This is a genomic window from Tepidimonas sp., assembly GCF_046292505.1.
In the GTDB taxonomy this organism is placed as follows: domain Bacteria; phylum Pseudomonadota; class Gammaproteobacteria; order Burkholderiales; family Burkholderiaceae_C; genus Tepidimonas.
In genome coordinates, this window is the sequence record NZ_JBKBQX010000002.1 from 132,029 (window position 1) to 152,648 (window position 20,620).

The window sequence follows — 20,620 nt, forward strand, 5'->3', positions numbered from 1 at the left end:
GAATGAGGGCTTCCCCCGGGTCACGCGGCGGTCGCGTCGCGCTACCATCGGAGGCATGCCCGATTCCGCCGCGCCGCGCCGCCGCGCCCTCAACCCGCGTCAGAGCGAACTGCTGGCCGCCGTGCGGCAGGCGGGTGCACTGACCATCGAGGCGCTGGCGCAGCGTTTCGGGGTGACGCTGCAGACGGTGCGGCGTGATGTGCGCGAGTTGGAGCAGCGCGGTCTGCTGGCGCGCTACCACGGGGGTGTGCGCACCCCGGTGTCCACGGTGGAAAACCTCGGCTACCGCCAGCGCCAGACGCTCAATGCCACGGCCAAGGAGGCGATCGCGCGTGCCGTGGCGCGCGACGTGCCGCCGGGCTGTTCCCTGATCCTCAACATCGGCACCACCACCGAGGCCGTGGCGCGTGCGCTGCTGCAGCACCGGGGCTTGCGCGTCATCACCAACAACCTCAACGTGGCGGCCATCCTGGCCGACAACCCCGAGTGCGAGGTCATCATCGCCGGCGGCGTGGTGCGCGCGCGCGACCGCGGCATCGTGGGTGAGGTCACGATCGATTTCCTGCGTCAGTTTCGCGTCGACATCGCGCTGATCGGTATCTCGGGGATCGAAGCCGACGGCACGCTTCGTGATTACGACGTGCGCGAGGTCAAGGCCGCGCGCACCATCATCGAGCACGCGCGCCAGACGTGGCTGTGCGCCGATCACAGCAAGTTTGGCCGCCCGGCGATGGTGGAGGTCGGCCACGTCGGTGAGCTGACGCGGCTCTACACCGACCGCGCCCCGCCGCCGCCGTTCGACGCGCTGCTGCGCGAAGCGGACGTGGCCTGCGTGGTCGCGGAGGGGTAAGCACACCCATGGACCTGCTGCTCGCGCTGGATCAGGGTACCACGAGCTCGCGCACCATCGCGTTCGACCGCGAGGGCCGCATCGTCGCGCAGGCGCAGCGCGAGTTCACGCAGCATTTTCCGCAGCCGGGCTGGGTCGAGCACGATGCCGAGGACATCTGGCAGACCCAGCGCGCCACGCTGGTGGAGGTGCTGCGCCGGCTGGGATCGGCGGCGCGGCGGGTGCGGGCGCTGGGCATCACCAACCAGCGCGAGACCACCGTCGTGTGGGAGCGCGCCACGGGCCGGCCCGTGCACCGCGCCATCGTCTGGCAGGACCGCCGCGCCGAGGAGGCGTGCGCGCGCTGGCGCGCGCAGGGTCTGCAGCCGCGCGTGCAGGCGCTGACCGGCCTGCGGCTGGACGCCTATTTTTCGGCCGGCAAGCTGCGCTGGCTGCTGGACCACGTGCCGGGGCTGCGCGCGCGTGCCGAGGCGGGGGAGCTGGCCTTCGGCACCATCGACGCCTGGCTGCTGCACCGCTTGACCGGCGGCCGGGTCCACGCCACCGACGTCAGCAACGCCGCGCGCACCCTGCTGTGGGATCTGCGTGCCGGATGCTGGAGCGAAGCGCTGCTGCGTGCGTTCGAGCTGCCGTCCGCCTGGCTGCCGACGGTGCACCCGTCCAGCCATCCGTTCGGTGAGCTCGACCCCGCCGTGCTGCAGGCGCCCGATCTGGAGCTGCCGCCGTTGCCGATTGCGGGCATGGCGGGCGACCAGCAGGCTGCGCTGTTCGGGCAGGCGTGCTTCGAGGCCGGGCTGGCCAAGAACACCTACGGCACCGGCTGCTTCCTGCTGCTGCACACCGGTCAACGGGTTGCCGCGTCCCGGCACGGTTTGCTCGCCACCGCCGCAGCGCAGCCGCCGGCGCAGGGGGCGGCGTTCGCGCTGGAGGGCAGCGTCTTCGTCGGCGGTGCGGTGGTGCAGTGGCTGCGCGACGGGCTGCGCGCCATCCGCGCCAGCGCGGAGGTGCAGGCGCTGGCCGAAAGCGTGCCGGACGCCGGCGGCGTGGTGCTGGTGCCGGCGTTCACGGGCCTCGGGGCGCCGCACTGGCAGCCGCACGCCACGGGCGCGCTGGTGGGGCTGAGCCGCGGCACGACGATGGCGCACATCGCGCGCGCGGCGCTGGAGTCGATCGCCTTCCAAAGCGCCGAGCTGCTGCAGGCCATGAATGCCGACGCCCAGGCCGACGGCGCCACGGCGGTGCGCGAGCTGCGGGTAGACGGCGGTGCGGCGGTCAACGACCTGTTGATGCAGTTTCAGGCCGATTTGCTCGGCATCCCGGTGTTGCGCCCGGCGGTGACGGAAACCACGGCGCTGGGGGCGGCGTGGTTGGCGGGCCTGCAGGTGGGCGTTTACGCCGGACTGGATGAGCTGCGCGCGCTGTGGCGGCTGCAGCGTCGCTTCGAGCCGCGGCGCAGCCGCGATTGGGCGCAGGCGGAGCTGGCGCGCTGGCAGCGCGCGGTGCGGCAGGTGCTGGCCGGCGTCGAGCGGCTTCATGCCGATAAGTCATAAGAAAACCACCAAAAAGTCGTTGGAGTTTCGAGGCGGGCCCCCTAGAGTGCCGCCCCATGACGATCGAATGGGCCTATATCCTGGGTGGGGCGGTGGTTGGCTTTGTCGTGGGGCTGACCGGTGTGGGTGGCGGCTCGCTGATGACGCCGATGCTGATCTATGGTTTCGGGGTGCAGCCGCACCTGGCGGTGGGCACGGATTTGCTCTTTGCCGCCTTCACCAAGAGCGCTGGGGCGGTGTCGTTCGCGCGCCATCGCCTGGTGCCGTGGCGGGTGGTCGTGCAGTTGACCGGTGGCGGCGTTGCAGGGGCCGGCCTGATGCTGTTGCTGTTGGCCCGCGTGGGCACGGCCGATCCGGCGGTGCATGCGGCGATGAAGGTGACGCTGGGTATCATGCTGTGGCTGACCGCCGCGGCCACCGCCTACAAGGTGATCCGCGCCGGCTGGTGGTGGCGCAGCGCTTCGGGCCCGCAGCGTGCCGTCGCGCGCGCCGACGTGCCGGATGCCGAGCAGCAGCGCCCCCGCTGGCGCTGGGGGCCGCTGGCGCTCGGCACCCTGATCGGGGCGCTGGTCACGCTGACCTCGGTGGGGGCCGGCGCGGTGGGTGTGGCCGTGCTGATGGTGCTGTATCCGCGCCTGCCGCTGGCGCGCTTGGTGGCCGCCGACGTCACCTACGCGGTGCCGCTGACGCTGGTCGCGGGCCTGGGCCACGCGACGCTCGGGTCGGTGGACTGGGGGCTGCTCGCCTGGTTGCTGGCCGGGTCGCTGCCCGGCATCTGGCTGGGCAGCCGTCTGGTGCAGTGGGCGCCGGTGACGCTGGTGCGTTCGCTGTTGTCCCTGCTGCTGACCTGGGTCGGCTTCAAGCTGGTGCTCGCTTGACCGCCTCTGCCTGGAGACGCTGCGCGTTGGGGGTTGCAGGTGGGACGGTCAGCCCCCGAGCCCCGGCACCGATCCACACCACCGTCGGGCGCCCGCTGTGCAGCACGCTGGCCTGCGCCAGCGTCTCGAGCGTGTGCTGGGAGTGGATGGCATCCGGCCAGCCGGCGCGCGAGACCACGCTCACCGGCGTGGTCGCCGGCCAGCCGGCCGCGGCCAACTGCCGCGCCAGTCCGGGCAACTGCTTGCCGGCCATGTAGAACACCTCCGTGTCCGCGTGGCGACCGGCGTGCAGGTCCTGCTCGCGTGTCATGGCGGTGGCCAAGGCGACGCTGCGGCCATGTCCGCGCCGGGTGAGCGGCCGCTGCGCATCGGCCGCGGCGGCCAGGGCGGCGGTCACCCCGGGCACCACCACGGCATCGTGCCCGGCGGCGCGCACGGCGGCCAGTTCCTCCTCCAGCCGACCGAAAACGCTGGGGTCGCCCCCTTTGAGGCGCACCACCCGCGCGCCGGTGGCGGCGTGGTGCAGCAGCAGGGCATGAATCACCGCCTGTTCCGTGGCGCGGCCAAAGCCGCGCTTGCCAACGTCGATCCAGCGGGCCTGCGGGGCCCAGGCCCGCAAGGCGGGGTCGGTCAGGGCGTCGGCCAGTACCACTTCGGCCGTGGCCAGCAGGCGTGCCCCGCGCACGGTGATGAGATCGGCCGCGCCGGGGCCGGCGCCGATGAAGGCAATCGTCCCCATCTCAGTCCACCAGCAGGGCGCCGCTCGTGCGGTGCGTGGCCGGGTCGACGACGATCAGGGCGCCGCCTTCGGTCGAGCCGCAGAAGGCCGTCAGCGGCAGCGGCTCGGCGGTTTCCACCACCACCCGCCCCAGGTCGTTGACGCCCAGGTGCTGGGCCTCGACCGGTTCCAGCGTGTCGATGTCCAGCCGGTGTTCGATGGCAGCGATGCGGCCCTGCACCCAGCGGTGGCCGTGGCGCAGCCAGTAGCGGCGCCCCATGACGGCGGGTTCGGTGTCCAGCCAGGCCAGGGTGGCGGCGAAGCGGCGGCGTCCCTCCAGCGCACCGGGGGCGGCCAGCCAGTCGCCGCGCGAGACGTCGATCGCGCGGTCCAGCACCAGCCCGATCGATTGGCCGGCGTCCCCTGTCGCCAGGGGCTGGCCGGCGTGGTGCAGCACTTGCGCCACACGGGCTGTTTCGCCGGAGGGAAAGACCGCCACCGCATCGCCGGGGCGCACCGTGCCGGTGGCCAGACGGCCCCAGCAGATGCGTGGCTGGTGGCCGGTGCCGTCCCCACCGCGGGCCACCCACTGCACCGGCAACCGCCAGGGGGCATCCCCGTCCGGTTGCAGCGCGGGCAGCGACTCCAGCAGCGCCAGCAGCGTCGGCCCGCCGTACCAGTCGGCATGCAGCGGGGTGGTCACATTGTCTCCGCGCAGGGCCGATACCGGCACGATGCCGGCCGGCTCCAGACCGGCCCGTTGGGCGAAGGCCTCGAGCGCCTCGCGCACGGCCGCGTAGGCGGCTGCGGCGTCCGGGACGGCGTCGATCTTGTTGACCGCAAACACCAGGTGCGGTACGCCCAGGCGGTGCGCCAGCAGCGCGTGGCGCCGGGTCTGGGGCAGCAGCGTGACGGGGTGGCGGGTCAGGTCGAGCTTGGTGACGTCCACCAGCACGACGGCCGCGTGGCTGCCGGCCGCGGCAGTGACCATGTTGCGGGTGTACTGCTCGTGCCCGGGTGCGTCGGCGATGATGAATTTGCGCCTCGGTGTCGCGAAGTAGCGGTAGGCCACGTCGATGGTGATGCCCTGCTCGCGCTCGGCTTCCAGCCCATCGGTGAGCAGGGACAGGTCCAGCGCACCGGTGCCGCGGCTGTGGCGGCGCAGCGCCTCCACCTGGTCGGTCAGCAGCACCCGGCTGTCGTAGAGCAACCGGCCGATCAGGGTGCTCTTGCCGTCGTCGACGCTGCCGGCGGTCAGAAAGCGCAGCGCCGCGTGGCGGGCCGACGCCCGTTGGGGGGTGATCGTGTCGTTCATCAGAAGTAGCCCTCGCGCTTGCGCCGCTCCATCGCGGCGTCACTGGTGCGGTCGTCCACCCGGGTGGCGCCGCGTTCGCTGACGTCGGCGCGCAGCGTCTCGGCCACGATGGCCTCGGCGCTGTCGGCCGTGCTTTCCACCGGGCAGGTGCAGGTCATGTCCCCCACGGTGCGAAAGCGCACGCGCACGGTCTCGACGGTCTCGCCCGCGCGCGGGGGCGTGACCGGTGTCACCGGCACCAGCAGCCCCTGGCGGCGCACCACGGCGCGCTCGTGCGCCCAGTACAGCGTCGGCAGCGCGATGCGCTCGCGGGCAATGTAGGCCCACACATCCAGCTCGGTCCAGTTGCTGATCGGGAAGGCGCGCATGTGCTCGCCCGGCTGCAGCCGGGTGTTGAACAGCGTCCACAGCTCCGGCCGCTGGGCCTTGGGCTGCCACTGGCCGAAGGCGTCGCGGTGGCTGAAGATGCGCTCCTTGGCGCGGGCCTTTTCCTCGTCGCGGCGGGCCCCACCGATCAGCACGTCGAAGCGGTGCGCCTCGATCGCCTCCAGCAGCGTGACGCTTTGGTGCGCATTGCGCGAGGCCAAGGGGTCTGGCAGCCGCACCGTGCCGCGTGCGATCGAGTCCTCCACCGAGCCGACGATCAGCGTGTCGCCGTGGCGCCGCACCAGCTCGTCGCGAAAGGCGATCACCTCCGGGAAGTTGTGCCCGGTGTCCACATGCAGCAGCGGCAGCGGCAGCCGCCCGTTCCAGCCGCCGTCGGGGCGGCGTTGCTGGAAGGCCTTGCGCGCCATATGCAGCACGACGCACGAGTCTTTGCCGCCCGAGAACAGCAGCGCCGGGCGCTCGAAGGCGGCCACGGCTTCGCGCAACAGGTAAATGCCCTCTTCCTCCAGCGCATCGAGGTGGCGCCAGTCGATGTCGGGCAGCAGATGGTGGGGGGTGACGGGGGCGTTCATACGGGGCTTGGGTGATGGGATCCAGGGGGGGTGGGCAAGGGGTGGCGCTCGACGTGCAGGCCGCATTCGCGGGTGTCGTCGTGTTCCCACCACCAGCGGCCGGCGCGAAAGTCCTCGCCGACGGCGATGGGGCGCGTGCAGGGCGCGCAACCGATGCTGGGCATGAAGGCATCGTGCAGCGGGTTGTAGGGCACCCCGTGTCGGGCGATGTGGTGCCACACGTCGGCCCACGACCAGTCGGCCAGCGGGTTGAGCTTGAGGCGCCCCTGCGCATCCCGCGCCTGCAGCGGCACGTCGGCGCGGGCGGCGGATTGCTCGCGCCGCAGGCCGGTGATCCAGGCCTCGCGCCCCGCCAGCAGCCGCTCCAGCGGGGCCAGCTTGCGCAGCGCGCAGCATGCGTGGCGCAGCTCGCGGCTGCGGTACATGGCGTCCACGCCGTGTTCGCGCTCGAAGGCGTCCACCGCCGCCGGGTCCGGCCGGAAGACCTCGACCGCCACACCATAGTGCGCCTGCAGCCGGTCGATCAGCGCCCGCGTTTCGGGGTGCAGACGGCCGGTGTCCAACGTAGCCACGGCGATGGGCAGGCCGTGGCGCGCGATCAGATCCGTCAAGACCATGTCCTCCGCCCCCAGACTGGTGGCCAGCACGATGCGGCCGGCATGGGCGGCGGCGGCCTCGCGCAGGCGCTGCACCGTGGCGGCCACGCGCTGCGCATGGCCGGGCGTTTCTCGGGCGTACAGCGCGATGGCCCGCCCCGGTTCGACGGGGGGGATGTCGATCCGCAGCGACAGGGGCTCAGCCATGGGCGGTCTCCGCTGCCGCGCGTGTGCGGCGGGTGTCGGGTTGATAGTGGCCGTCGAACGCCTGCAGCGCGCGCTGTGCGACGGTGGTCGATTCGCCCGGACGCAGCACCGCGGTGTCGAAGCCGCTGCGCCACAGCAGCGGCGCCATGTCCGGGATGACGTCGCCCACGGCGCGGATCTGGCCGTGCCAGCGCCAGCGGCCGCGCAGCAGCCGGGCCTGGCTGTAGGCCCGGCCATCGGTCCATCGGGGGAAGGTCAGCGCGATCAGGTCCAGCCGGGACAGGTCGTCGACCAGCTCGGCGACGTCCGCGTCGTTGGGCCAGACCACGCCGACCGGGACTTCGGTGGGCCAGCCGGCACGCACGGCGCGCCACTGGTCGTGCCTGAGCAACAGGCCGGCGGCAGGGCGCGGTGCCGCCTCGTCCGGTGCGGGGCGCCACAGGTCCGCGTGGGGGTCGATGAAGTGCAAGGTCGTCATGGCGGTGGGCTCAGGCGGGGACGGCGGTCGTGTGGCGCACCGCATCGGTGGCCGCGCGGAAAGGCTCCAGCCCCAGCCGGGCGAGCGTGTCCGGGAAGCGTTCGCCCGGTGCGCGCCGCTCGGCGTAGGTGGCGACCACGGCGTCCAGGGCATCGACGATCTCGTCGGCGGCAAAGGCGGGACCGACCACCCGGCCGGCGCGCGCCGGGCCGTGGCGCGTCTGCCCGTCGGAGCCGCCCAGCGTGAGCTGGTACCACTCGCTGCCGTCCTTGTCCACGCCCAGGACGCCGATGTGGCCGCTGTGGTGGTGTCCGCAGGAGTTCATGCAGCCGCTGATGTGCAACGCCAGCTCGCCGATGGCTTCCAGCTCGTCCGGGTCCTGGTAGCGCTCGAGCACGGCCGCCGCGATGGGCAAGGTGCGCGCATTGGCCAGGCTGCACAGGTCGCCGCCCGGGCAGGCGATCAGATCCGTCAGCAGGCCATGGTTGGATGCCCCCAAGCCCACCGCCCGCGCGGCCTGCCACAGCGCGGGCAGATCCGCCTCGCGCACCCAGGGCAGCAGCAAATTCTGTTCGTGCGTCACGCGCGCCTCGCCGGCGCTGAAACGGTCCGCCAGATCGGCCGCTGCGTCGAGCTGGTCGGCACTGGCATCGCCCGGCGGCTGCCCTGCGCGCTTGAGCGTGAGCGTGACCGCGCACAGTCCGGGCAGCCGGTGTGCCTGCACATGGCGCTGGCGCCAGCGCCGGTAGGCGGGCGGCAGCGCCCCGGCCGCGTCGGCCGGCGCGGCGCTCGATGGGGCGGTCGGTGGGGCTGCATCCGCCCAACCCGGCGGGGGGGCGAAGTGCGCCTGCACCTCGGCCAGTGCGGCTGGTGTCAGCCGCAGTTGCGCGCCCAGCGCATCGTCATCCCGCAGTGCCCGGTATTCGGCCTCCACCGCGTCCACGAAACGCTGGCCTTCGGCCTTCACCAGAATCTTCAGCCGGGCTTTGTAGAGGTTGTCGCGTCGCCCGAACAGGTTGTACACGCGCAGGATCGCTTCCAGATACAGCACGATGTCCTGCCACGGCACGAAGGCGCGCAGCTCCGGCGCGATGAGCGGTGTGCGCCCCATGCCGCCGCCGGCCAGCACGCGAAAACCCACCGCGCCGTGGGCGTCGCGGCGCAGTTGCAGGCCGATGTCGTGCCAGGCGATGGCCGCGCGGTCGTCCGCTGCGCCCGTGACGGCAATCTTGAACTTGCGCGGCAGGAAGGCGAATTCCGGGTGCAGCGTGCTCCACTGCCGCAGCAGCTCGCAGTAGGGGCGGGGGTCCACGACCTCGTCCGGGGCGATGCCGGCCAGCGCATCGGTGGTGATGTTGCGGATGCAGTTGCCACTGGTCTGGATGCCGTGCAGGTCGGCCTCGGCCAGCACATCCATCACATCGGCCGCGCGGTCCAGCGGGATCCAGTTGAACTGGATGTTTTGCCGCGTGGTGAAGTGGCCAAAACCCCCCTGGCCGGCCCACGGCCCATCGGTCACGCGGTCGAACTCGCGCGCCACGCGCGCCAGGGTGCGCAACTGGCGGCTGCTCAGCTCGCCGTAGGGGATGGCCACGCGCAGCATGGGCGCGTGGCGCTGCACATACCAGCCGTTTTGCAGCCGCAGCGGCCGAAAGTCGTCGGCGCTGAGCTGACCGGCCAGGTGCCGCCGCAACTGATCGCGGAACTGGGCGGCGCGCTGGCGGATGAAGCGTCGGTCGAAGTCGGAGTACCGGTACATCGCGGAGCATCAAGTCATCGATGCCCGGGATTCTCCGTTTTGGTTATGAAAAAACAAACGAAAAGATCGTTTGATATCTATAACTGGCGTTCATATGGCATCGATGGCAATCCCCGCGATCGCCTCCACCAGCCGTGCGTCCTCGCCGATGGCTGGCGCCAGGCGCCACCGCACCGCCGGGTGCTGGATGCGCAACGCGTCCAGCAGGTGGGGCAAGTCCTTGCGGACGTGGCCGCCGACACCCAAAAACAGGGGCAGCACCGTCACTTCGCGGCAGCCGGCCGCGGCCAGGGTGGCGCCCGCGCCAGGCAAGTCCGGCGCCATGAACTCCAGGAACGCCAGTGACACCGCCAGTTCCGGCCGCGCGGCGCGAACGGCCGCCGCCACGCGCTCGAACGGGCCGGCCCAGGCCGGATCGCGCGCGCCGTGGGCAAACAAAATCAGCCCCGCCTCGGGGCGGGGTGGCCCGCTCGGTAGGACGGTGGGTGGATCCGTGGCATCGCGCATGGCGCGCATAATGACACGATCCGCACGAAAGGAACTGCCGCCATGGACTTGTCGGACCGCTCGCACATCGCCGCCCCCACGGCCGGGGCGTTCACGCCCACCAGCGCCGAAGTCGCGCCCGGCGGCCCCGACTGGATGGCCGCCCACTGGATGCCGTTTACCGGCAACCGGCAGTTCAAGGTCGATCCGCGCATCGTGGTCGCCGCCGACGGCGCGTACCTGATCGATGCCGACGGGCGCCGCATCTTCGATGGCCTGTCGGGCCTGTGGTGCACGGGGCTGGGCCATGGCCGGCGCGAGATCGTCGAGGCCGTCAGCCGCCAGGTCGCAACCCTGGACTATTCGCCCGCGTTCCAATTCGGCCATCCGCTGTCGTTCGAGCTGGCCAACCGCATCGTCGAGCGCATGCCGGCGGGGCTGAATCGCGTGTTTTTCACCGGATCGGGGTCGGAGTCGGCGGACACCTCCCTCAAGATGGCGCGCGCTTATTGGCGGGCCAAAGGGCAGGCCAGCAAGACGCGTCTGATCGGCCGCGCCAAGGGCTACCATGGGGTCAATTTCGGGGGCATTTCGGTCGGAGGCATCGTGGGCAACCGCAAGCTGTTCGGCCAGGGGGTGGAGGCCGATCACCTGCCCCATACACAGCCCCCGGCCGGGAGCTTTTACCGTGGCCAGCCGCCCGCCGATGCCGCCTATGCCCAGCATCTGGCCGATCATCTGCTGGACCTGATCGCGCTGCACGACGCATCGACGATTGCCGCCGTCATCGTCGAGCCGTTCTCCGGCTCGGCGGGCGTGGTCATCCCGCCTGTGGGTTACTTGCAGCGCCTGCGCGAGATTTGCACCGCGCACGACATCCTGCTGATCTTCGACGAGGTCATCAGCGGGTTTGGGCGCAGTGGCGCCTGGACCGGTGCCGAGGCCTTTGGCGTCACCCCTGACATCCTGAACTTTGCCAAGCAGGTGACCAACGGCGTGCAGCCCTTGGGGGGCGTCGTGGTGCGGCAAGAGATCTACGACACCTTCATGGCCGCGGGCGGGCCGGAGTATGCGCTGGAGTTTCCGCACGGCTACACCTACTCGGCGCACCCGGTGGCGTGCGCGGCGGGGCTGGCCTCGATGCGGCTGCTGGAGCGGGACGACGCCATCGCCCGCGTGCGCGCGCTGGCCCCGGTGCTCGAGGTGGCGGTGCACGGCCTGCGCGGCGCCAGCCCGCACCTGACCGACATTCGCAACTACGGGCTGGCGGCCGGGCTGACCTTTGCGCCGGTGCCGGGCGAACCGCTCAAACGCCCGTTCGAGATCGCGATGCGCATGTGGGCCAAGGGCTTTTACGTGCGCTACGGCGGCGACACGATCCAACTGGCACCGCCCTTCATCAGCACCGAGGCCGAGATCCACCGGCTGGTGGATGCGCTGGGCGAGACGATCCGCGAGCTCGCCTGACCGGTGGTGCGACCCGTGCCGGGCCGCGGCCTCAGCGTTGGGTCAGCTTGAACACCGCGGTGCTGGCCAGCAGATTGGGCAGGGAGCGGACCTCGCGCCCGTTCTCCAGCCCAAACGCATCTTCGATGTGCAGGCCCAGGCGCTGCGCCAGCACCTCGAAGTCCGCGAACGTGCCGACGCGGATGTTGGGCGTGTCGTACCACTGGTACGGCAGCCGCTTGGTCACCGGCATGCGCCCGGCCAGCACGCGCAGGCGGTTGGGCCAGTGCGCGAAGTTGGGGAAGGCCACGATGGCGCTGCGGCCCACGCGCGTGGTCTCGCGCAGCATCGTCTCGGCGTTGCGCAGGTGTTGCAGCGTGTCGATCTGCAGCACGACGTCGAAGCTGTCGTCGGCGAACATCGACAGCCCTTCTTCCAGGTTGAACTGCAGCACGTCCAGCCCGCGCTTCAAGCACGCCAGCACCTGGGCGTCGTCCAGCTCGATGCCGTAGCCGTGGCAGCCGCGCGCCTCGCGCAGGTGCGCCAGCAGCGCGCCGTCGCCGCAGCCCAGGTCGAGCACGCGCGCGCCGTGCGGCACCAGGCCCGCGATGAGTTGCTGGATCTGGCGGTCGCTCATGCGGCACCTCCGGCGGTGGACGGCTGCAGGCCGGCGCCGACGCGGTGCTCGAAGTAGGCGCGCACGGCGGCGTGGTAGCGCGCGTCGTCGAGCAGGAAGGCGTCGTGCCCGTGCGGCGCGTCGATCTCGGCGTAGCTGACGGCGCGGCGGTTGTCCAGCAGCGCCTTGACGATCTCGCGGCTGCGCGCCGGCGCAAAGCGCCAGTCGGTGCTGAACGAGACGACGAGGAAGTCGGCCTGCGCGCGCGCCAGCGCCGCCGACAGGTCGCCGTCGAACTCGCGTGCCGGGTCGAAGTAGTCCAGCGCGCGCGTGATCAGCAGGTAGGTGTTGGCGTCGAAGTATTCGCTGAACTTGTCGCCCTGGTGGCGCAGGTAGCTCTCGATCTCGAACTCGATGTCCTGCGTCGTGTAGCGGTACGCCAGCCGCTCGGCGGCCTCGGCGTCGCCGGCGCGCAGCGCCTCGGCCAGCGGGCGCAGGCGGCGGCCGAACTTGCTGTTCATCACGTCGTCGCTCAAGTAGGTGATGTGGCCGATCATGCGCGCGATGCGCAGCCCGCGCCGCGGCTTGGTGCCGTGGCGCAGGTAGTGCCCGCCGTGAAAGTCCGGGTCGCTGACGATGGCGCGGCGCGCCACCTCGTTGAAGGCGATGTTTTCCGCCGTCAGGTTGGGGGCGCTGGCGATGACGATGGCGTGGCGCACGCGCTCGGGGAACTGCAGCGTCCAGCTCAGCGCCTGCATGCCGCCGAGGCTGCCGCCCATCACCGCGGCCAGCCGCTCGATGCCGAGCGCATCCAGCAGCCGCGCCTGCGCCTCGACCCAGTCCTCCACCGTCACCACCGGAAAGTCCGCGCCCCACGGCTGGCCGGTGGCGGGGTTGACATGCGTCGGCCCGGTGGAGCCGAAGCACGAGCCGACGTTGTTGATGCCGATGACGAAGAAGCGGCGCGTGTCCACCGGCTTGCCGGGGCCGATCATGTTGTGCCACCAGCCCTCGCTCCTGGGGATGGGCTGGCCCTGCGCGTCGGCGTACTGGCCAGCGACGTGGTGGCTGGCGTTGAGCGCGTGGCAGATCAGCACCGCGTTGTCGCGCGCGGCGTTGAGCTGGCCGTAGGTCTCGTAAACCAGCTCGAAGGCGGGCAGCACACCCCCCCCGCGCAAGGTCAGGGGTGTATCGAAGGCATGACGTTGGGGTGTGACGATCACGGTATCGATCCTGTGGTCGCGCCGTGACCACGCATCAGTGAGGCCGGCGCGGTGGCCAGCCTCTCCTCTTTAGCGGTATTTTTTAAGCGCCCGCAAGCGCGGACCCAAATCGGCGCTGGCCACAGTATAAAGGTATCCGATCCCAACCGAGATCACTGGAGGTCCCGATGTCCGAACTGTACGGCTCCGACGCCTACGCCCCGCGCGAGGTCGCCCAGCGCATCGAGACCGTGGGCGTGGCCAAGGCGCGGCTGGCCACCGTGCCGCTGCTGATGCTGGGGGTGCTGGCCGGCGCCTTCATCGGGCTGGGCTCGCTTGCCTTCCTGATCGTGCGCGCCGACGCCTCGCTCGGCTGGGCGGCGGGCCAGTGGCTGGGCGGCGGGGTGTTCGCGCTCGGCCTGCTGCTGGTGGTGGTGGCCGGCGCCGAGCTCTTCACCGGCAACAACCTGCTGGCCATGGCCTGGGCCGACGGCCAGATTGGCACGCGCGAGGTGCTGCGCAACTGGGGCTGGGTGTGCCTGGCCAACTTCGTCGGCGCGGCGGGGCTGGCGGTGTTGATCTTCCTGAGCGGACAGACCGGTTTGAACGGCGGTGCACTGGGGCAGGTGGTGGTGAAGCTGACGCTGGCCAAACAGGCGCTGCCCTGGCACGAGGCGTTCTTCCGCGGCGTGCTGTGCAATGTGCTGGTGTGCCTGGCGGTGTGGATGGCGATGGCCGGCCGCAGCGTGGTCGACAAGGCGGTGGCGATCGTGCCGCCGGTGGCCACCTTCGTGGCTGCCGGCTTCGAGCACAGCATCGCCAACATGTTCTTCTTTCCGCTGGCCATGCTGGTGCAGGCGGCCGAGGCCGCGCCGGTGGCGCCGTCCGTCACCTGGGGCGGGATGCTGGGCAACCTGCTGCCGGTCATCGCCGGCAACCTGCTGGGCGGCAGCGTGCTGGTGGGGCTGACCTACCATGTGATTTACCGTCGCGGACAGCCCCGCTGATCCCGAAAAAGTCGATCTGGGTGTTGTTCTGACGCATCGCTGACGCGCTTTATCGGGCCGATCGTCGAAAAGACGGGCGCAGATCGCGGCGAGCGCGCATAATGGGTGCTGCAAGTGTCCGCGACGCTTGCGTCTTGGTGATCGGTCGGTTTCGCGTGCTGCAGTTCTCTTGTGTGCCGTCGGGGCTCCATCGCTACCCTTTGTTTCGTGTGTTTTCAGGAGTCCCTCAGATGGGCAACAAGTTGTACGTCGGCAATCTTCCGTATTCGGTGCGCGACGGCGATCTCGAGCAGGCATTCAGCGCGTTTGGCCAAGTGTCCAGCGCCAAGGTCATGATGGAGCGTGATACCGGTCGCTCCAAGGGTTTCGGTTTCGTCGAGATGGGCAGTGATGCCGAGGCGCAGGCCGCCATCTCCGGCATGAACGGCCAGTCCATGGGCGGTCGCAACCTGGTCGTCAACGAGGCGCGCCCGATGGAGCCGCGTCCCCCGCGCAGTGGCGGGTTTGGCGGCGGTCGCCGTGACGGCGGTGGCTTTGGCGGCGGCGAGGGTCAGTTCCGCAGCCCCTACGGCACCGGCCGTCGGCGCGACGACCGCGGCGGTTACTGATTCCGCGGGGTGCGCGCCATCAGCGTGGCGCGCACCTGACCCTGCAGGTCGGCGATGCCATTGCGCTCGTCGTACCGCAGGCGGTCACCCGTGAGCGTGTCCGCACCGCGGGTCATCCGCACCGGCTGATCCGATTCAAGCAGCCGCTGGTCATCATGCCACGTCAGGGCCTGACCCTCCAAGGTCAGGCGCGGCGTGGCATTTTTGCGTTCGCCCTCCGGCCAAGCTTCGCGCACCAGACGCACGTCGCCGCGCAGGTGGTAGGTGGTGCGCGCGTCGTCGGTGCGCAGCTCGCGGGCGCGGGCCAGCAGCCGCATCTGGCCCGCATGATCGATGCGCTCCAGCGTGGCGTCCTGGACCCGCAGCAGGGCACTGGCCGGAAAATGCTCGAGCACCGCGCCAGTCAGCACCGAACCCAGGCGCCCATCGGCCTCGTAGCGGCGCAGGACGAAGCCTTCCAGGCGGTAGTCGGGCTGACCTTCCGCCAGTGGTGCATCGGGTGCCGCTGTGGGCCCCGGAATGCGCTGAACGATGCCGTAGGTCACCAGGGCCAGTGTCCCCATCAACAGCACCGGCAGGTACAGCGACAGCCGGTCCCACAGCCCGTGCCAGCGCGGGGCCGTGGGCGGCGGCGGGACGGCGGGGATCGGGTTCACGCCGACGCCTCGGTCAGCAGGCTGGCGTAGCGGCCCGACGCCACCAGAAGCAGGTCGCAAAACTCCCGCGCCGCGCCGTACCCGGCCGCGGCCTGGGTGATGTGGTGCACACAGGCCCGCACCTCGGCGTGTGCGGATGGCGGGGCCACGGCCAGCGCGCAGCGGCGCAGCACGGGCAGATCGGGCCAGTCGTCGCCCATGGCGGCGGCCTGCGACCACTCCAGACCCAGAGCCTGCAAAATGGCCTCGGCAGCCGGGCGCTTGTCTTCCGTGCCGTAGCGCACATGCTCCACGCCCAGCGCCCGCAGACGGTTGCGCAGGGCGGCCGAGTCGCGCCCGGTGACGACGGCCGGCTCGATGCCGGCGCGGCGCAGCAATTTCAGGCCATGGCCATCCAGGCTGGAAAAGCGCTTGAGCGCCTCGCCATCGGGTCCATAGTAGAGCCCGCCGTCGGTGAGCACGCCATCGACGTCGAAGAAGGCGATGCGAACGTCCTGCGCTCGCAGCAGCGTTTCGGGAGGAAAGTCCAGCACCGGCGGGGGCATCAGATCACCTTGGCGCGCATCAGGTCGTGGTGGTTGAGGGCACCCACCAGCCGCCCGCCGTCATCGACCACGAGCACGCTGGTGATGCGGTGCGTTTCCATGAGTTCGGCCGCCTCGACGGCCAGCATCTGGGGCCGCACGGTGCGCGGCTGCGGGTGCATGACCTCGCCGACCGTCAGGTGGCGCAGGTCGGCGCTCTCGCGCCGCTCGATCAGCCGGCGCAAATCCCCGTCGGTGAAAATGCCGATGGCCGCACCCGCTTCATCCACCACTGCCGCTGCGCCCAGCCCGCCCGCGCTCATGGCGCGCATGGTGTCGATCAGCGTGGCGGTGGGGGCCACCTGCGGCGTCGCCGCCAGCGGGCGCATCACGTCGCGCACCAGTGTCAGCAGGCGCCGGCCGAGCGCGCCGCCGGGGTGCGAGCGGGCGAAGTCGTCCGGCTGAAAGCCGCGTGCGCTGAGCAACGCCACCGCCAGCGCGTCGCCCATGGCCATTTGCGCCGTGGTGCTGGCGGTCGGGGCCAGATTGTGGGGGCACGCCTCGCGCGCCACCCCCGTGTCCAGTACCACATCGGCATGCCGCCCCAGGCTGGAGTCCGCCCGCCCCGTCATGGCCAGCAGCGGCACGCCCATGCGCTTGATCAGTGGCAGGATGGCGGTCAGCTCCTCGCTCTCGCCGGAGTTGCTGATGGCCAGCACCACGTCGGCCGGCGTGATCATGCCCAGGTCGCCATGGCTGGCCTCGGCCGGATGCATGAACAGGGCGGGGGTGCCGGTGGATGCCAGCGTGGCCGCGATTTTGCGGCCGACGTGCCCGCTTTTGCCCATGCCGGTGACGACCACCCGCCCGCGGCAGGCCAGCACCGTGTGCACCGCTCGCGCAAATTGGGCGTCCAGCCGATCGGCCATCGCCTGCAAGCCCTGGATTTCGGTCTCCAGCGCCTCGCGCGCAAGGGCCAGCAGCGCATCGGCATCGGGCGCGGGATGGGCGGTGGGGGACGGCGTCATGCGGGAATTATCCGGCAAGGCCACCGCCCGCGCCGCCGTAAGATCGGTGGGATGAACTCGTTGGACATCGCGCTGCTGTATCTGCTGGCTGCCGTGCTGGGTGTCGTGGTCTGCCGCACCCTGCGGCTGCCGGCGATGATTGGCTACTTGGCGGTCGGTGTGCTGATCGGTCCGCACGCGCTGGCGTTGGCGCAAAACTCCGCCGGCCTGCGTTATCTGGCCGAATTTGGCGTGGTGTTCCTGATGTTCGCCATCGGGCTGGAATTCAGCCTGCCCAAGCTGCGCGCGATGAAGCGCGATGTGTTTGGACTCGGAACGGCTCAGGTGGTGGCGACGGTGTTGCTGACCACCCTGGCGTCGCTGGCGCTGGGATGGTGGCTGCCACAGTGGTGGAAGCTGGAGTGGCAGATGGCGCTGGCCATGGGGGGCGTCATGGCCATGAGCAGCACCGCCATCGTCGTCAAGCTGATGGCCGACCGGCTGGAGCTGGAGTCCGAACACGGCCAGCGCGTGGTCGGCATCCTGCTGTTCCAGGATCTGGCGGTGGTGCCGCTGCTGGTGCTGATCCCGGCGCTGGGCGCCTCCAGCGAAAACCTGGCCGGCGCGCTGCTGCTGGCGCTGGCCAAAGCGGCGGTGCTCCTGACCGTGCTGCTCACCGGCGGCCAGCGGGTGATGCGCTGGTGGCTGACGCTGGTCGCGCGGCGCAAGAGCCAGGAGCTGTTCATGCTCAACCTGCTGCTCGTCACGCTGGGGTTGGCCTGGTTGACCGAGCATGCGGGGCTGTCGCTGGCGCTCGGGGCGTTCGTGGCCGGCATGCTGATCGCCGAGACCGAGTACAAGCACCAGGTGGAGTCGGACATCCGCCCTTTCCACGATGTGTTGCTGGGGCTGTTTTTCATCACCATCGGCATGATGCTGGACTGGCGCCTGGTGCTCGAGCGCTGGCCGTTGGTGTTGCTGCTGCTGACCCTGTCGCTGACCTTCAAGGTGGCGTTGATCACCGTGCTGGCCCGGGCGTTCGGTGCGCCGATGGGGACCTCGTTGCGCGTGGGGCTGTATCTGATGCAGGCGGGCGAGTTTGGCCTGGTGCTGCTGCAACTGGCCAACCAGAACGGCCTGGTGCCCCCGGCGCTGTTCAACCCGACGCTGGCGTCCATGGTCATCTCGATGCTGCTGACGCCCTTCATCATCCAGCACAGCAACGCCATCGTGGCGCGGCTGGTCGGCAGCGACTGGCTCATGCAATCGGTGCAGATGACGCAGATCGCGCGCAAAGCCATCGCGGCCGACAAGCACGTCATCATTTGCGGCTATGGCCGCTGCGGGCAAAACCTGGCCCGCCTGCTGGAGGGCGAGCGCATGCCCTACATGGCGCTGGACCTGGACCCCGACCGGGTGCGGCAGGCAGCGGCGGCGGGACATTCCGTCGTGTTTGGCGACGCGGCGCGCCTGCAGTCCCTGATGGCCGCCGGGCTGGCGCGGGCGAGTGCCGTGGTCGTCACCTACCTGGATACCCCCAGCGCGCTGAAGGTGCTGCACCATGTGCGCGAACACGCGCCTGCGGTGCCGGTGGTGGTGCGCACCGTGGACGATGCCGATCTGGCGCGCCTGCAGTCCGCCGGTGCCACCGAGGTCGTGCCCGAAGCGCTGGAAGCCAGTCTGATGCTGGCCAGTCATGCGCTGGCACTGGTCGGCGTGCCGCTGCGCCGCGTGGTGCGGCTGGTCCAGCAGCAACGCGAGGCGCGCTACCAATTGCTGCGCGGCTACTTCCACGGGGCCGACGACGACACCATCGACGATCTCCACCAAGAGCGCCTGACCACGGTGGTGTTGCCCCCCGCGGGGCCGACCGTCGGACGTACCCTGGGCGAGCTGGCCCTGCACGCGATCGGCGTGCGGGTGGTGGGCGTGCGCCGCGCCGGCGGCCGGCACGAGGACCCCGGCGACGATCTGCGACTGCACGGCGGCGACGCCGTGGTGCTCTACGGCGCCCCCGAAGCGCTGGCGCTGGCCGAGAGCAAGCTGCTGGCCGGATAATCGCGCCCCTATGGACACCGCCGCCTACCTCAAAGCCCACATCCGCACCGTGCCCGACTGGCCAGCGCCCGGCGTGCAGTTTCGCGACATCACGCCGCTGCTGCAGGACCCCAAGGTGTTTCGGGTGCTGATCGACACCTTCATCCACCGCTACATGGACCGCGACAAGCGGCCCGACGTGGTGGCGGGGCTGGATGCGCGCGGCTTCATCATCGGCTCGGTGGTCGCCTATGAGCTGGGGATCGGCTTCGTGCCCATCCGCAAGAAGGGCAAGCTGCCGTTCACGACGGTGGAAGAGACCTACGAGCTGGAGTACGGCAGCGCCACCGTCGAGCTGCACACCGACGCCGTCAAGCCGGGCGACCGCGTGCTGCTGATCGACGACCTGATCGCCACCGGCGGCACCATGATGGCCGGCAAAAAACTGCTGGAAAAGCTGGGCGCCACGGTGACCGAGGGCGCGGCCATCGTGGCCCTGCCCGAGCTTGGCGGCCTGCAGCGCCTGCAAGAGGCCGGCTTGCCCCTGTTTACGCTGGTCAGCTTCGAGGGGCATTGATCTGGCCATGGAGCGGGCGGCCATCCGGCACGGGGTTGCCGCGCCAGTACACGGCGCGTACCTCCAGCCCCAGAGTTTGCCGCGCCTCGGTCTGAACTTCCGCTTCCAGCCGCGCGGCCTCGGGCACCGGTCCGGCCGCCAGGCCCCCCCGGAGGGGCAACCAGTCGATCAGCACCAGGTGCTGCTGGCCCTCGCGGTCCAGCGACAGCACGCGCGCGCGGTAGCGGCTGGACAGCACCCCGTGGCGAATCATGATCTCGCGCACCAGCAGTGCCACCCGTTCGCGCTGGCGGCGACGCGGGCTGGGCCGCGAGGCGTCGTGAGCCGACGCCTCGCGCGGCGCCAAGCCCCACCAGCGCCGCCACCGCGCCAGCCAGCCGGCGGGGGCGGGCGAGCGGTTTGGTCCAGGGGGCGACGGTGGCATGGCGGGGGCGGGCAACGGCGGGCAACGGCTGACATTTTGGCCACTTTTGGCGCGTCTGCGTCGCGTTTTCCGGCTTTATGGCCTGTTTTGCGCTTTCCGCGCGGGCGTTTTGGCCGATACTCTGTACTCTGTCACCATTGGTTTTGCGCCGCACCGTCGTCGGTGCGCCTGTTCGTCCGGCCCCCTGCCCGAGAGGAGTCACCATGACCGCTGTTGCCACCTCGATCGCCGCCCACTCCGATGCCACCCACGGCCGCACGAGCGCCGAGTAATTGACTTTCCGGCTCGGGGCGGAGGAGTACGGTATCGACATCCTGCGCGTGCAGGAGATCCGCTCCTATGAAAACCCCACTCGCATCGCCAACGCACCCTCGCACATCCTGGGGGTCGTCAACCTGCGCGGTGTGATCGTCCCGGTGGTGGATCTACGCATCAAACTCGGGTGCGAGAAGGTCGAGTACAACGGCCTGACCGTGGTCATCGTGCTCAATGTCAAAGGGCGGGTGGTCGGTGCGGTGGTCGACTCGGTGTCGGACGTGCTGGAGCTGCCGCGCGACCAGATCCGCTCCGCGCCCGAGATGGCGTCGTCCACCGTGGACACCGCGTTCATCACGGGCATTGCCAGCGTCGGCGAACGCATGTTGATTCTGATGGACATCGAAGCCCTGATGGGCAGCCCCGACATGGGGCTGATGGATGTTTGACGGCCTACGCATGCCG

The 20,620-nt window shown here is 70.6% G+C and carries 22 protein-coding genes and 1 riboswitch; of the genes, 9 read left to right on the forward strand and 13 right to left on the reverse strand.

What is annotated here, in order from left to right:
- Positions 1 to 55 precede the first annotated feature (55 nt).
- The 3 genes from ACK4TH_RS02125 to ACK4TH_RS02135 are packed head-to-tail and all read left to right on the forward strand — an operon-like array spanning position 56 to position 3,278.
- A complete protein-coding gene (locus tag ACK4TH_RS02125) occupies positions 56 to 850 on the forward strand; it encodes a DeoR/GlpR family DNA-binding transcription regulator (protein WP_409621986.1) in 795 nt (264 codons plus the stop codon).
- Positions 851 to 858: 8 nt separating this feature from the next.
- A complete protein-coding gene (glpK, locus tag ACK4TH_RS02130) occupies positions 859 to 2,400 on the forward strand; it encodes a glycerol kinase GlpK (RefSeq protein WP_409621989.1) in 1,542 nt (513 codons plus the stop codon).
- A gap of 56 nt (positions 2,401 to 2,456) precedes the next feature.
- Positions 2,457 to 3,278, forward strand: a complete 822-nt coding sequence (locus ACK4TH_RS02135) for a sulfite exporter TauE/SafE family protein (RefSeq protein WP_409621992.1) — start codon at positions 2,457 to 2,459, stop codon at positions 3,276 to 3,278.
- Here the strand turns inward: ACK4TH_RS02135 and cobA are convergent.
- From cobA to ACK4TH_RS02170, 7 genes are all read right to left on the reverse strand, one after another.
- Positions 3,259 to 4,017, reverse strand: a complete 759-nt coding sequence (gene cobA / locus ACK4TH_RS02140) for a uroporphyrinogen-III C-methyltransferase (protein WP_409621995.1) — start codon at positions 4,015 to 4,017, stop codon at positions 3,259 to 3,261. The two genes, ACK4TH_RS02135 and cobA, sit on opposite strands and share 20 nt — an antisense overlap.
- 1 nt (position 4,018) lies before the next feature.
- Entirely contained in the window at positions 4,019 to 5,311 is a 1,293-nt protein-coding gene (locus ACK4TH_RS02145) for a sulfate adenylyltransferase subunit 1 (protein ID WP_409621998.1), read from the reverse strand.
- Positions 5,311 to 6,270 carry a sulfate adenylyltransferase subunit CysD gene (gene cysD / locus ACK4TH_RS02150; RefSeq protein WP_409622001.1) on the reverse strand — a complete coding sequence of 320 codons (960 nt, stop codon included), beginning with the start codon at positions 6,268 to 6,270 and terminating at the stop codon, positions 5,311 to 5,313. Before cysD ends, ACK4TH_RS02145 begins: the two co-directional genes overlap by 1 nt.
- Entirely contained in the window at positions 6,267 to 7,073 is an 807-nt protein-coding gene (locus ACK4TH_RS02155; protein ID WP_409622004.1) for a phosphoadenylyl-sulfate reductase, read from the reverse strand. The genes cysD and ACK4TH_RS02155 overlap by 4 nt, the downstream gene beginning before the upstream one ends.
- Positions 7,066 to 7,551 (reverse strand): DUF934 domain-containing protein, encoded by a 486-nt coding sequence (locus ACK4TH_RS02160; protein ID WP_409622006.1) that lies wholly within the window; start codon positions 7,549 to 7,551, stop codon positions 7,066 to 7,068. The genes ACK4TH_RS02155 and ACK4TH_RS02160 overlap by 8 nt, the downstream gene beginning before the upstream one ends.
- Positions 7,552 to 7,561: 10 nt before the next feature.
- Positions 7,562 to 9,310, reverse strand: coding sequence for a nitrite/sulfite reductase (locus ACK4TH_RS02165; RefSeq protein ID WP_409622009.1), 1,749 nt, complete (start codon positions 9,308 to 9,310; stop codon positions 7,562 to 7,564).
- Between the two features lie 90 nt (positions 9,311 to 9,400).
- Positions 9,401 to 9,817, reverse strand: coding sequence for a sirohydrochlorin chelatase (locus ACK4TH_RS02170; RefSeq protein WP_409622117.1), 417 nt, complete (start codon positions 9,815 to 9,817; stop codon positions 9,401 to 9,403).
- A gap of 42 nt (positions 9,818 to 9,859) precedes the next feature.
- On the opposite strand from ACK4TH_RS02170, the gene ACK4TH_RS02175 reads away from it, so the two are divergent.
- A complete protein-coding gene (locus ACK4TH_RS02175; RefSeq protein WP_409622012.1) occupies positions 9,860 to 11,263 on the forward strand; it encodes an aspartate aminotransferase family protein in 1,404 nt (467 codons plus the stop codon).
- Positions 11,264 to 11,294: 31 nt separating this feature from the next.
- Here ACK4TH_RS02175 and metW read toward each other — a convergent pair whose 3' ends face one another.
- Positions 11,295 to 11,879, reverse strand: a complete 585-nt coding sequence (gene metW / locus ACK4TH_RS02180; RefSeq protein WP_409622015.1) for a methionine biosynthesis protein MetW — start codon at positions 11,877 to 11,879, stop codon at positions 11,295 to 11,297.
- Positions 11,876 to 13,081: a homoserine O-acetyltransferase gene (locus ACK4TH_RS02185; protein ID WP_409622018.1), complete on the reverse strand. Its 1,206-nt coding sequence runs from the start codon at positions 13,079 to 13,081 to the stop codon at positions 11,876 to 11,878. Before ACK4TH_RS02185 ends, metW begins: the two co-directional genes overlap by 4 nt.
- 48 nt (positions 13,082 to 13,129) lie before the next feature.
- Positions 13,130 to 13,207: riboswitch (SAM riboswitch) on the reverse strand.
- A gap of 41 nt (positions 13,208 to 13,248) precedes the next feature.
- On the opposite strand from ACK4TH_RS02185, the gene ACK4TH_RS02190 reads away from it, so the two are divergent.
- Together ACK4TH_RS02190 and ACK4TH_RS02195 are read left to right on the forward strand one after the other, a co-directional pair.
- On the forward strand, positions 13,249 to 14,067 hold the full coding sequence (locus tag ACK4TH_RS02190; RefSeq protein WP_409622021.1) for a formate/nitrite transporter family protein: 819 nt from the start codon (positions 13,249 to 13,251) through the stop codon (positions 14,065 to 14,067).
- Positions 14,068 to 14,297: 230 nt separating this feature from the next.
- Positions 14,298 to 14,675, forward strand: coding sequence for an RNA-binding protein (locus ACK4TH_RS02195; RefSeq protein ID WP_334154371.1), 378 nt, complete (start codon positions 14,298 to 14,300; stop codon positions 14,673 to 14,675).
- On the opposite strand, the gene lptC is transcribed toward ACK4TH_RS02195, so the two are convergent.
- The 3 genes from lptC to ACK4TH_RS02210 are packed head-to-tail and all read right to left on the reverse strand — an operon-like array spanning position 14,669 to position 16,883.
- On the reverse strand, positions 14,669 to 15,331 hold the full coding sequence (lptC, locus tag ACK4TH_RS02200; RefSeq protein ID WP_409622025.1) for an LPS export ABC transporter periplasmic protein LptC: 663 nt from the start codon (positions 15,329 to 15,331) through the stop codon (positions 14,669 to 14,671). The genes ACK4TH_RS02195 and lptC overlap by 7 nt on opposite strands.
- Positions 15,328 to 15,876, reverse strand: a complete 549-nt coding sequence (locus ACK4TH_RS02205) for a KdsC family phosphatase (RefSeq protein WP_409622028.1) — start codon at positions 15,874 to 15,876, stop codon at positions 15,328 to 15,330. The genes lptC and ACK4TH_RS02205 overlap by 4 nt, the downstream gene beginning before the upstream one ends.
- Complete coding sequence (locus ACK4TH_RS02210; RefSeq protein WP_409622031.1) at positions 15,876 to 16,883, reverse strand: SIS domain-containing protein; 1,008 nt, start codon at positions 16,881 to 16,883, stop codon at positions 15,876 to 15,878. Before ACK4TH_RS02210 ends, ACK4TH_RS02205 begins: the two co-directional genes overlap by 1 nt.
- A gap of 51 nt (positions 16,884 to 16,934) precedes the next feature.
- Here ACK4TH_RS02210 and ACK4TH_RS02215 point away from each other — a divergent pair, with 51 nt between their 5' ends.
- Both ACK4TH_RS02215 and ACK4TH_RS02220 read left to right on the forward strand, forming a co-directional pair.
- Positions 16,935 to 18,920 carry a monovalent cation:proton antiporter-2 (CPA2) family protein gene (locus tag ACK4TH_RS02215; RefSeq protein WP_409622034.1) on the forward strand — a complete coding sequence of 662 codons (1,986 nt, stop codon included), beginning with the start codon at positions 16,935 to 16,937 and terminating at the stop codon, positions 18,918 to 18,920.
- A 10-nt stretch (positions 18,921 to 18,930) separates the two neighbouring features.
- Positions 18,931 to 19,476, forward strand: a complete 546-nt coding sequence (locus tag ACK4TH_RS02220) for an adenine phosphoribosyltransferase (RefSeq protein ID WP_068607041.1) — start codon at positions 18,931 to 18,933, stop codon at positions 19,474 to 19,476.
- On the opposite strand, the gene ACK4TH_RS02225 is transcribed toward ACK4TH_RS02220, so the two are convergent.
- Positions 19,457 to 19,900, reverse strand: coding sequence for a hypothetical protein (locus tag ACK4TH_RS02225; RefSeq protein WP_409622037.1), 444 nt, complete (start codon positions 19,898 to 19,900; stop codon positions 19,457 to 19,459). The two genes, ACK4TH_RS02220 and ACK4TH_RS02225, sit on opposite strands and share 20 nt — an antisense overlap.
- 272 nt (positions 19,901 to 20,172) lie before the next feature.
- Here ACK4TH_RS02225 and ACK4TH_RS02230 point away from each other — a divergent pair, with 272 nt between their 5' ends.
- Positions 20,173 to 20,604 carry a chemotaxis protein CheW gene (locus tag ACK4TH_RS02230; protein ID WP_409622040.1) on the forward strand — a complete coding sequence of 144 codons (432 nt, stop codon included), beginning with the start codon at positions 20,173 to 20,175 and terminating at the stop codon, positions 20,602 to 20,604.
- Positions 20,605 to 20,620: the final 16 nt, after the last annotated feature.

Coding starts and splice junctions, on each gene's coding strand:
- metW (WP_409622015.1), bottom strand. CDS start 11,879: ATGAGCGACCGCCAGATCCAGCAACTCATCGCGGGCCTGGTGCCGCAC.
- ACK4TH_RS02145 (WP_409621998.1), bottom strand. CDS start 5,311: ATGAACGACACGATCACCCCCCAACGGGCGTCGGCCCGCCACGCGGCG.
- cysD (WP_409622001.1), bottom strand. CDS start 6,270: ATGAACGCCCCCGTCACCCCCCACCATCTGCTGCCCGACATCGACTGG.
- ACK4TH_RS02190 (WP_409622021.1), top strand. CDS start 13,249: ATGTCCGAACTGTACGGCTCCGACGCCTACGCCCCGCGCGAGGTCGCC.
- ACK4TH_RS02165 (WP_409622009.1), bottom strand. CDS start 9,310: ATGTACCGGTACTCCGACTTCGACCGACGCTTCATCCGCCAGCGCGCC.
- glpK (WP_409621989.1), top strand. CDS start 859: ATGGACCTGCTGCTCGCGCTGGATCAGGGTACCACGAGCTCGCGCACC.
- ACK4TH_RS02210 (WP_409622031.1), bottom strand. CDS start 16,883: ATGACGCCGTCCCCCACCGCCCATCCCGCGCCCGATGCCGATGCGCTG.
- ACK4TH_RS02205 (WP_409622028.1), bottom strand. CDS start 15,876: ATGCCCCCGCCGGTGCTGGACTTTCCTCCCGAAACGCTGCTGCGAGCG.
- ACK4TH_RS02175 (WP_409622012.1), top strand. CDS start 9,860: ATGGACTTGTCGGACCGCTCGCACATCGCCGCCCCCACGGCCGGGGCG.
- ACK4TH_RS02220 (WP_068607041.1), top strand. CDS start 18,931: ATGGACACCGCCGCCTACCTCAAAGCCCACATCCGCACCGTGCCCGAC.
- ACK4TH_RS02225 (WP_409622037.1), bottom strand. CDS start 19,900: ATGCCACCGTCGCCCCCTGGACCAAACCGCTCGCCCGCCCCCGCCGGC.
- ACK4TH_RS02160 (WP_409622006.1), bottom strand. CDS start 7,551: ATGACGACCTTGCACTTCATCGACCCCCACGCGGACCTGTGGCGCCCC.
- ACK4TH_RS02135 (WP_409621992.1), top strand. CDS start 2,457: ATGACGATCGAATGGGCCTATATCCTGGGTGGGGCGGTGGTTGGCTTT.
- ACK4TH_RS02170 (WP_409622117.1), bottom strand. CDS start 9,817: ATGCGCGATGCCACGGATCCACCCACCGTCCTACCGAGCGGGCCACCC.
- ACK4TH_RS02195 (WP_334154371.1), top strand. CDS start 14,298: ATGGGCAACAAGTTGTACGTCGGCAATCTTCCGTATTCGGTGCGCGAC.
- ACK4TH_RS02155 (WP_409622004.1), bottom strand. CDS start 7,073: ATGGCTGAGCCCCTGTCGCTGCGGATCGACATCCCCCCCGTCGAACCG.
- cobA (WP_409621995.1), bottom strand. CDS start 4,017: ATGGGGACGATTGCCTTCATCGGCGCCGGCCCCGGCGCGGCCGATCTC.
- ACK4TH_RS02215 (WP_409622034.1), top strand. CDS start 16,935: ATGAACTCGTTGGACATCGCGCTGCTGTATCTGCTGGCTGCCGTGCTG.
- ACK4TH_RS02125 (WP_409621986.1), top strand. CDS start 56: ATGCCCGATTCCGCCGCGCCGCGCCGCCGCGCCCTCAACCCGCGTCAG.